Raw genomic sequence first — 9,221 nt, 5'->3', positions numbered from 1 at the left:
TATATATTTAGTGAAAAATTAGCAAGTGCATGATATAACAAGTCTCCAGAAAGGAGGTGTTCCAGCCACACCTTCCGGTACGGCTACCTTGTTACGACTTAGCCCCAGTTACCAGTATTACCTTAGGCCGATCCTTGCGGTTACGGACTTCAGGTACTCCCGGCTTCCATGGCTTGACGGGCGGTGTGTACAAGGCCCGGGAACGTATTCACCGCGCCATGGCTGATGCGCGATTACTAGCGAATCCAACTTCATGGAGTCGGGTTACAGACTCCAATCCGAACTACGACCGGATTTCGAGATTAGCATCCTGTCACCAGGTAGCGACCCTCTGTACCGGCCATTGTAACACGTGTGTCGCCCTGGGTGTAAGGGCCGTGCTGATTTGACGTCATCCCCCCCTTCCTCTCACCTTACGGTGGCAGTCTCAATAGAGTGCCCAGCATTACCTGATGGCAACTAGTGATAAGGGTTGCGCTCGTTATGGGACTTAACCCGACACCTCACGGCACGAGCTGACGACAACCATGCAGCACCTTGTAATCAGTCCCGAAGGAAAAAACTGTTTCCAGTTTATGCAGAATACATTTAAACCCAGGTAAGGTTCCTCGCGTATCATCGAATTAAACCACATGTTCCTCCGCTTGTGCGGGCCCCCGTCAATTCCTTTGAGTTTCATCGTTGCCGACGTACTCCCCAGGTGGCTCACTTAATTCTTTCGATTAACCCCTAACTCTATATCGCTAAGGGCCGGTGAGCATCGTTTACGGCGTGGACTACCAGGGTATCTAATCCTGTTCGATACCCACGCTCTCGTGCATCAGCGTCAGTTACAGTCTGGTAAGCTGCCTTCGCTATCGGAGTTCTAAGTTATATCTATGCATTTCACCGCTACTTAACTTATTCCGCCTACCTCGTCTGTACTCGAGCTCTACAGTATTAATGGCGAGTCCGGGTGAAGCCCGGATATTTTACCACTAACTTATAGTGCCGCCTACGCACCCTTTAAACCCAATAAATCCGGATAACGCTCGCATCCTCCGTATTACCGCGGCTGCTGGCACGGAGTTAGCCGATGCTTATTCGTAAGTTACAGTCATCGCGCTACACGTAACGCTTATTCTCCACTTACAAAAGAGGTTTACAACCCATAGGGCAGTCTTCCCTCACGCGACTTGGCTGGTTCAGGCTATCGCCCATTGACCAATATTCCTCACTGCTGCCTCCCGTAGGAGTCTGGTCCGTGTCTCAGTACCAGTGTGGGGGACCTTCCTCTCAGAACCCCTACCTATCAAGGACTTGGTGGGCCGTTACCCCGCCAACTATCTAATAGGACGCATGCCCATCCTGTACCTCAGAAGATTTAAATCAAAATAGATGCCTATCATGATTACTATGGGATATTAATCCACGTTTCCATGGGCTATCCCCCTGTACAGGGCAGGTTGCATACGCGTTACTCACCCGTGCGCCGGTCGCCATCAGTCGGTATTGCTACTGACCATGCTGCCCCTCGACTTGCATGTGTTAAGCCTGTCGCTAGCGTTCATCCTGAGCCAGGATCAAACTCTTCATAGTAAAAAAAACTTGTAAAATTATATTCCTTTGCCCAGTTATATCCGTCCGAAATGGTTGATTTCAGGACTCGCACTTGCTTCATTTTGTCACTACAATATGTTAAAGAACTTCTGTCGGTCTTGACCGCTGTTTTTTAGCGGAAAGTGACGGCAAAGATAAGGCGATTCATACAAACTTCCAAATCCTGACCGCTCTTTTTTTTCAAAACTTTTTTCAAGAACTGACTCCCCGATTACCCCGCTGCCATAACCTCTATCTCTCGGAAAGCGGGTGCAAAGATAACGCAATATATTACCCATTTCCAAATTTTTTATACAGTTTTTTGCGGAAAAATGAAAACTTTTTTTCAATATACTGAAATTCACATAAATACAAAAAGACTTTTTGAACAGAAAAACAAGGACCGGCAGTTAAAGCCGATGCCAGACAATTTCAAAGAGACAATTTCGAAGGCAAAAAAAGGAAAACAAAAGACCTCGTCCCAGCTTAAGATTAACTTGTGAAGAAGTGAATTTTAAAACCTGATATCTATAAAAACCGATATTCATGAAGTTTGAATCCCCGCAAAAATTCCTCTATTGTCATCCGTTTTTTACCGGACAACTGTATTTCTTTCAGTCGAATGATCCCGTGTTTTACAAATACATCCACAAAATTTTTCCCATCCGTCTCAAAACTACCGGGAGTATTGGCATGTTCCCGGTAAATTTTTTCAGTCGTAAATACTTTTAATACATACTTCTCTCCCGACCTTTCATTTTCCAGTTCAGTCCACGCGGCAGGATACGGCGATAATCCCCGAATCAGATTGTATATGCGGTCAATCTCTTCATCCCATTTTATTCTCATATCGTCCTTGAAAATCTTAGGTGCTGCCTGGGGAGTTCTTCCCTTCAGCAAATCCTTTTGGTCCAATGCCGGAAAATCATTCTTTTCCATGGCCTCAACAGTCTTCAGCAGTAATTCTGCCCCGGTCTCCATCAACATATCGTGCAACTCTCCTGCTGTCATCGTATCGGAAATATCTACTTTCTGCTGGAATATGATGTTACCGGTATCTATCTCGTGTTTCAATAAAAATGTCGTTACCCCTGAATATTTCTCTCCATTTATCACCGCCCAATTGATCGGTGCGGCTCCCCGGTAATCCGGCAAAAGCGAAGCATGTAAATTCACTGTTCCCAGACGGGGCATATTCCAAACAACTTCCGGCAACATTTTAAAAGCGACAACAACTTGCAGATCAGCATTCAAAGCTTTCAATTCAGCTAAAAAAGCCTCATCTCTGAATTTCTCCGGTTGTAATATTTTTAAGCCGGCTTCACGAGCATATTGCTTTACGGCCGACTCCTGTAACTTTTGTCCACGTCCCGCGGGCTTATCCGGATTGGTCACAACCCCTACGATCTCAAATCCGGCTTCTACCATTTTTTTTAAAGGTAACACGGCAAAATCGGGTGTTCCCATATAAACAATACGTAATTTATGAAGAATCATGCTCGTTTTCTTTTGAAAAAATCTCCTATTTTCTTGATAAAGTTCATATAAGCTTCCCCGTTTAAAATCTCGGAATCTGTCACGGATTTGTAGGTCAGCAAAACACCTAACGGCAACAAAATGAGAGAAGACAACCAGGTGCCGAACCAAACGCCGATAACGGCTTCACGGGCCGACCGTTCGCCGATCATACTGATGATATAATAGATAATAAAAAGCAGTACGGAAATGACGACAGGCATACCCAGTCCCCCTTTCCGGATAATTCCTCCCAATGGAGCCCCGATAAAAAAGAAGATAAAACAAGCAAAAGAAAGTGTAAATTTTTTGTGCCATTCAATCTGATTTTTCCGGATTTGTTCTTCCTGCCGCAGGGTATAATCCCGACTACTTTGTACGCTCATCTTTACATCCCGGGCATATTGCAAGGCATTTCCGACAGCGCGCTGCTGTTCTTCCGGATCAAAGCTCCGGAACAAACTGTCTATGTCCTGTGTCTGATTTTTCGACTCTGCCTGGTATATACTGTCTTTCTGTGCATTCAGGCTCTTGCTTTTCTGATAATTGGCCGCCAACAGCCGTCTTGTGTCTTCATTTTTCCGGGCGTTCACCGTTTTCTGTAAAGAATCGATCATATATTGCAGCTGATTCAGATTCAGCATAATAGAAGATTTAAACAAATCTTCATCCGTTCGTTTCAGTTCATTTTCGGGTAATTCGATCAAAACACTCTGTTTTTCAAATTGTAGCCGTCTGAAAGGAAAAGTCTTACGATTGCCCGGCTTCATCCCTTCGTCCGTATATGTATTTCCATGATACAATATCAATTCCATTACATTGCTGTTGGGGTGGGTCAGCATCATCCCGGAATCAGCCTTGGTAACCTCATAGTTTCCCGGTACAACTTTATGATTGTAAATCAACATATTGTACATCATACCGGTTTCCTTATTGATCCTGTCGATTTTAATACTATATCCTTCCAGGTCATTTGTAAAAATCCCCTCTTTAAAAGACACTTCCGGCTTATGCCGCCTGATATCATATAACAGACTACCGGCTTTGAGATTCGCTACCGGCAATATATTGTTTGAAAAGAAAAAGGCAAAAAGAGTCAGAAAGACAATAAATACAATCAAAGGGTACATGATCCGATACAATGAAATTCCGGCTGACTTCAATGCGATCAATTCATAATTTTCGCCCAGCGTTCCGAAAGTCATAATTGAAGAAAGCAATACAGCCAAAGGCATGGCCATCGGTATCAAAGACAAGGAAAAATAAAACAAAACTTCAACGATCACTGAAAAATCCAACCCTTTTCCCACCAAATCATCTATATAACGCCACAACATCTGCATCAACAGCACAAACATGCTGATAAAAAATGTCGCAATAAAAGGTCCGCTAAAGCTTTTTAGCATGAATATATGTAACTTCTTCATCTACAAACTTTCATTTTTCCAGTTGCAAATGTACAATTAAATTACAAATTTTAGATTGTAAATCTCAAATTGATGGATAAACGCAATTGATATCGGATTTTAAACTATATAAAGTTACCGAGTCGCAACGTTTATAAAATATCAGATCCCCAATCGCCCCTTCATAATTTTTTCAAATACAGACAGGTTGGGTTATGGAATAACTAAAATTTTAAAATCTGCGATTTCAATCCAGGATAATTTACGCTCTCCATTTTAATCCGGTACATACCGGTCAAATACAATATCAGGAAAGTATTATGCACCCAATGTACGATGCAGTATTTCGATTTGTTTATTCCACAATTCAATGGCGTCATTTTCGTCTTCCGGATCTACAAAATCAGTGATAATCAATGCCACATCTTCTGTCAAAGGCTGCACCTGTATATCAAATCCGAAATATTCATCTTCCTGCGTATCTTCCCAATGAAAACGAACAAAAACGTTCGGTTTTTGATCGATTAAAGAAGCTATATGCTCTACACCGTTCCAAATAAAGACAAACTTTCCATTCCTCTGCAATACATCGTCCGCAAACCATTCTGCTAAACCAGGAGCTGTACTTAATCGAGAGAATAAAACTTTTACAGAGGATGAAAAAATATATTCCAACTCAATCTTTTTCCGCATAATTTTCAAATTTGAGCACAATATATCATTTTTATTTCAAAATACCAAATAAGTCCCCCGGCGTAGGGTATACTCTATGCTTTCGTCAAGCAAACTTTTCATCCCCGAATTCCCGGTTAATGGCCTGAATAAAACGCCGTTCCCATTTTTCTTCAGCATGATTACGGATATACGACAACCGGATAATGACATCTGCCAGGGATAATTTATGCAAATCCACAAGAGGCAAATAAAAAATGTCATCGTCCTCTTCCACTTGCGCTAAAATTCCTTTATCGGCCATATCCTGCAAAACCACCCGCAATTTATTCATATTGATTCTCAATTTTTTACTAATCATTTCCAAGCTGGGACCACCGTTATTCTTCAAATATTCGTCTGCAATATATTTGAGTATATTGACCGACAATTCGATATTTTCAATCCATTTATTCTCACGTTCAACAGGCGACATGTACAGAAAATGCCGGTTTCTCAAAATATAACACAATTCCGTTCCCCACAAAACAATACTCCAACTCAGTTGCAGCCACACCAATAGTAACGGCAATGCTGCCAAGCTCCCATAAATGGCATTATATGAACTGACCCCGATCTGAAAACGGATGTAAAACCATTGAACGACCTGATAAACGGTACCGGCAATTATACCGGCCACAACGGCATGTTTCAATTTAACAGGAGTGGTCGGCATAAAACGGTACAGGAAAATAAACAACAACCACACCAATAAATAAGGCAGCAATTTAAGCAGAAAAATCATCAACGAACCGGCATAGCTCAAGAAACCTTCTTCCATGGCAATAGCCTGCAGATTCGATGTCATAAAGACGTTGATACTACTGATTAATATAACCAAAATAGGGGCGATAAACATGATGGAAAGATAATCCGTAAATTTCCGGGTAACACCTCTCCCTTTCTGTACTCCCCATATCCTGTTCATAGCCAGCTCGGTATTTCCAAGCACTTTAATGACAGCCCACAGCAAAAAAACAATCCCCAGACCGGTAACCAACCCACCTTTCATATTCTCCAGGGCATGATTGGCAAAATTCAATACAAAATCGACAATCTGGGTATTGGCCAATGTCTGTTCATGAAGTTGATTTTCCAAAACAGTTCCTAAACCGAAACCTTTAGCTATTCCCAAAGCCAAAGCAACGAATGGGATAAAAGACAAAACAGAATAAAATGTCAAAGCCGCAGCAGAAACTGCGCCGGCATCTTTTATAAAACGATCTATTGAAACAACCAGTATGGCCACTATTTTCAGAAAAGACTCCCAAACAATCGCCTTTTTACGCCAGTCCCTTCGCAAAACTGCGTAATAAAATTCTAATGTTCCGAATCTCTTTAATCTTGCATTAGGCATTACATTTCCCTGATATATCCTTATCCCGCAAATATATAATATATTCCCCAACAATAAAAGAAAAAATCATAGCAACCGCTTGACGTTTACTATGATTTATCTTATCGGACAGCCGGAATCACCCGACTGATTTATCCAAATAATTCTGCTACTTTTTCTTTTATAAATCCGGGTTCTGCATCTATCGGAAACACATAATCCGGTTTCTTATAAACCAAATTATGTTCCCGTTTAAACCGTTGTATTCCCCCACCCGTAATATTCAGCATAATCACTGCTTCCTTATTAACTTTTCCTTCTTTTACAGCCTTAATCAAGCTTGCAGTTGCCACTCCCGCTGCCGGTTCAATATCTGCACCTTCCAGTGTCCGGAATAATTCCATTGCTTCACGGGCTTCTTCGTTAGTCGCCACCCAGACATCTCCTTTGGTTTCCGTCAGAGCATCGAACAACCCTCCTTTTACAGAATATGGAGGTTTCCGGTTAGAAAGTACTTTAGCACATATTTCCCCCGCCTGTTGACGGGCCACCTCGTCATCCACAGACAATAAGGCCCGGGAACCTGCTTTCCAGGCATCGTATATCGGAGTAAAAGGTACATTTTGCGAAACCATAAGACGCATCAGATTTTTACCATAACGTCCATCGGCAATAAAACGTTTATTGGCCTCCCAGGCAGCTATCGCTCCGGTTCCACTACCGACTGCCTGAAAATAATAATCCGGTATTCGTCCTATCGTGGTTACGGCAGACAGTACTGTCGTTCCCATCCCGTCCCGGCGAGCTACATTTTTGGCTCCTCCTTCGGGATAGAAGTTTCCCATCTCACAAATAATATTGGAAAGACGTATGGCATCAAAATAATCACTGCCACTGGCCGTTGCCACAACTTTTACACAAGGATTCAGCGGACGGGCAGCCCACATGGCATCGTTGCAATCTTCCGGAATACACAATAAAAGAGGAATATTATTCTCCGAACATACACGGGCAAAAGCCCGGGCCGTATTTCCTGCCGAAGCGACCACCATTATCTTATCGTCATAATGATTATTCGTGCGGGCACATACCGTATAAGCCTCACATTCCTTAAAAGCACCGGTCATCATCAAGGCTCCTTTTTCCGGCCAGTAACCATTGAAAGTAATATATAGCCTTGATAAACCCAGCTTTTGGGCCAGTCCTTCACTTTTATAAGTTACCGGAGCACCCGATCCTTCCAATATCCGGCAAATAGGCAACCAGTCCGAGAACTTATAAAGTCCCGGTAAATAATCCTTTACCTCTAATTGTTTCTTGGCATATTGCGCAAAAATCAAAGCTGCGCCGTCTTTATTCGGACAATCCAGAGCCCAGTCTCTATCCTCGAACTTCTCTCCACAACAGCGGGATTCCAGAACATAATCGGTCATTTCTAATGTCTTCACTTGAATGCATATTACTTACAATATGCAAAATTAAGGCATTTCACCGTATCAAATTTGGGTATAAATACTACTTTTCAGGATTTCTGCTTATTTCTTATATCCTTCTTCACCTTCCGTAAATCTTTTACCGATTTTATACCGATTTTCATTATTCGTTTCAGATTGATAGAGTTAACACCCCCCTGACGAGGCTTAAAAGTAATCGGTATCCATCGGGTCTTCATATTTTCGGAAACAGCCAGTACGCTGACCAATACATTGGCCAGAAAAAAGTCCTGCGGAATCTCTTTCAGCAAAAGAGCCAATTTAGAAGCCCGCATCAAGCGGAAAGGCGTATTGGCATCTTCAATCACCCGGCCGAATATAAACATCACAACCAGTTTCAATACTTTAGTTACAACAACCCGGCTGAATCCGTCCTGTCTCTCTTTACGGGCGCCTATCAAAAAATCATAATCGGCCCGTTGTTCCCAAAATGACGTAAACTCTGCCGGATCGGTCTGTCCGTCGGAATCGGTCTGAAAAACATAATCGGCCCCCTGTTCTATCGCATAACGGTATGCATACAGACAAGTAGAACCATGTCCCGAATTCTTTTTCGTAAGGGCGATCAATTGAGGATAAGTGGCCCTCAACTCTTCCAAAACCCGGTAAGTCGCATCTTTGCTGCCATCATCCACAATAACCACCCTGGAATCTTCTCCAATCTGTTCCACCACCGGATGCCATTGTTCTACAACAGTTCTTATATTAGCCTCTTCATTATAAGCCGGCATGACAATATACAACTTATCCATTTTGTCTGAATGTAACATTTTTATTCAAAATAAACTGAAAGAGAGTGACTACAAAAATGGTAGCCCCTTTCGATATCAGCAAGTTCATATTTCCCAGATCGACCATCAAATACAACAACCCGGAACTGATCAGCAATCCCATGATCCCGACAACATAAAATATCATAAAACGAAAAACAGATTTGTTTTTCACTTTAAAATTAAAATGCCGGTTCAACAAAAAACTATTGATAATACCGCAGTTGACACTGATGACATTAGCCAATATGTAATAATCCGGGAAAAAATAAGTCAGTACCCCAAATACGGCAAAATCGATAGATACACTCAATACGCCGATAACTCCATACAATATCAGATTGCGGTATTTAGAATACAGTCCTGCTCCTAATTCTTTTATTGTGATTGACATAGCGATTCATTTGTGCCG

7 protein-coding genes and 1 rRNA gene are annotated in these 9,221 nt (G+C 42.2%); all 8 read right to left on the bottom strand.

What is annotated here, in order from left to right; genetic code table 11:
* Positions 1-49: 49 nt before the first annotated feature.
* Positions 50-1,578: ribosomal RNA gene (locus BN8908_RS00480) — 16S ribosomal RNA — on the bottom strand.
* A gap of 528 nt (positions 1,579-2,106) precedes the next feature.
* Positions 2,107-3,075, bottom strand: coding sequence for a methionyl-tRNA formyltransferase (gene fmt / locus BN8908_RS00475; protein ID WP_068688318.1), 969 nt, complete (start codon positions 3,073-3,075; stop codon positions 2,107-2,109).
* Positions 3,072-4,520 carry an LptF/LptG family permease gene (locus BN8908_RS00470; protein ID WP_021986567.1) on the bottom strand — a complete coding sequence of 483 codons (1,449 nt, stop codon included), beginning with the start codon at positions 4,518-4,520 and terminating at the stop codon, positions 3,072-3,074. Before BN8908_RS00470 ends, fmt begins: the two co-directional genes overlap by 4 nt.
* Positions 4,521-4,817: 297 nt before the next feature.
* Positions 4,818-5,192 carry an START-like domain-containing protein gene (locus BN8908_RS00465; protein WP_021986566.1) on the bottom strand — a complete coding sequence of 125 codons (375 nt, stop codon included), beginning with the start codon at positions 5,190-5,192 and terminating at the stop codon, positions 4,818-4,820.
* Positions 5,193-5,277: 85 nt separating this feature from the next.
* Positions 5,278-6,513 carry a YihY/virulence factor BrkB family protein gene (locus BN8908_RS00460; protein WP_235837395.1) on the bottom strand — a complete coding sequence of 412 codons (1,236 nt, stop codon included), beginning with the start codon at positions 6,511-6,513 and terminating at the stop codon, positions 5,278-5,280.
* Between the two features lie 185 nt (positions 6,514-6,698).
* Entirely contained in the window at positions 6,699-7,979 is a 1,281-nt protein-coding gene (locus BN8908_RS00455) for a cysteate synthase (RefSeq protein ID WP_068688314.1), read from the bottom strand.
* A gap of 89 nt (positions 7,980-8,068) precedes the next feature.
* A complete protein-coding gene (locus BN8908_RS00450; RefSeq protein ID WP_068688312.1) occupies positions 8,069-8,791 on the bottom strand; it encodes a glycosyltransferase family 2 protein in 723 nt (240 codons plus the stop codon).
* A complete protein-coding gene (locus BN8908_RS00445) occupies positions 8,784-9,203 on the bottom strand; it encodes a GtrA family protein (RefSeq protein ID WP_021986562.1) in 420 nt (139 codons plus the stop codon). The genes BN8908_RS00450 and BN8908_RS00445 overlap by 8 nt, the downstream gene beginning before the upstream one ends.
* Positions 9,204-9,221: the final 18 nt, after the last annotated feature.

This window comes from Culturomica massiliensis (genome assembly GCF_900091655.1).
Classification (GTDB): Bacteria; Bacteroidota; Bacteroidia; order Bacteroidales; family Marinifilaceae; genus Culturomica; species Culturomica massiliensis.
This window is presented reverse-complemented; position numbering and strand designations above follow the sequence as displayed.